The 524-nt window shown below is 38.9% G+C and carries 1 protein-coding gene; it reads left to right on the top strand.

Annotated features, from left to right (window positions below):
* On the top strand, positions 1-458 hold a 458-nt coding region (locus RH98_RS15060), incomplete at its 5' end, for a tyrosine-type recombinase/integrase (protein WP_036496136.1).
* Positions 459-524 lie beyond the last annotated feature (66 nt).

The following is a 524-nucleotide window of genomic DNA, read 5'->3' as shown; positions in this document are numbered from 1 at the left end:
ATATTGAACTCAAACATCTCGATTTCGATAGAAAACTCCTTCATATCGTTCAAAGTAAAGGGAAGAAGGATCGTTATGTTCCACTTTCGGATCATATCATTCGAGGGATTAAAAAATATATTTCAGTTGAACATCCTACTACATTTTTATTTACAGGAAACACTAAAGATGTCAAAGGATTTGATTCGCGTTATAGCCAACGTGGCGTTCAATGGGCGATTCAATCGGTTTGTAAAAAGGCTGGAATTTTAAAAGATGTACACACGCATACCTTGCGCCACAGTTATGCTACCCATTTGTTGGAAGATGGTGTAAATATTCTTCAGGTTCAGAAACTGATGGGGCACGAGCGCATCGAAACTACGATGGAATACTTGCATGTTTGTCAGCTCGAAAACCAAAAAGTACACAGTCCAATTGATACCGTTTTTGCGCTATGCAGCCGAAATGGGAAGTAGCCGATGTGCTGAGAAAAGTCGATTTGTCCAACCAAAACTTTACCATTCATCAAGAAAAAACACTCA

Origin of the sequence: Myroides injenensis M09-0166 (assembly GCF_000246945.1) — a bacterium.
In the GTDB taxonomy this organism is placed as follows: Bacteria; Bacteroidota; Bacteroidia; order Flavobacteriales; family Flavobacteriaceae; genus Flavobacterium; species Flavobacterium injenense.
Note: the sequence above shows the minus strand (reverse complement) of the source record. Positions and strands in the feature narration are given on the sequence as shown.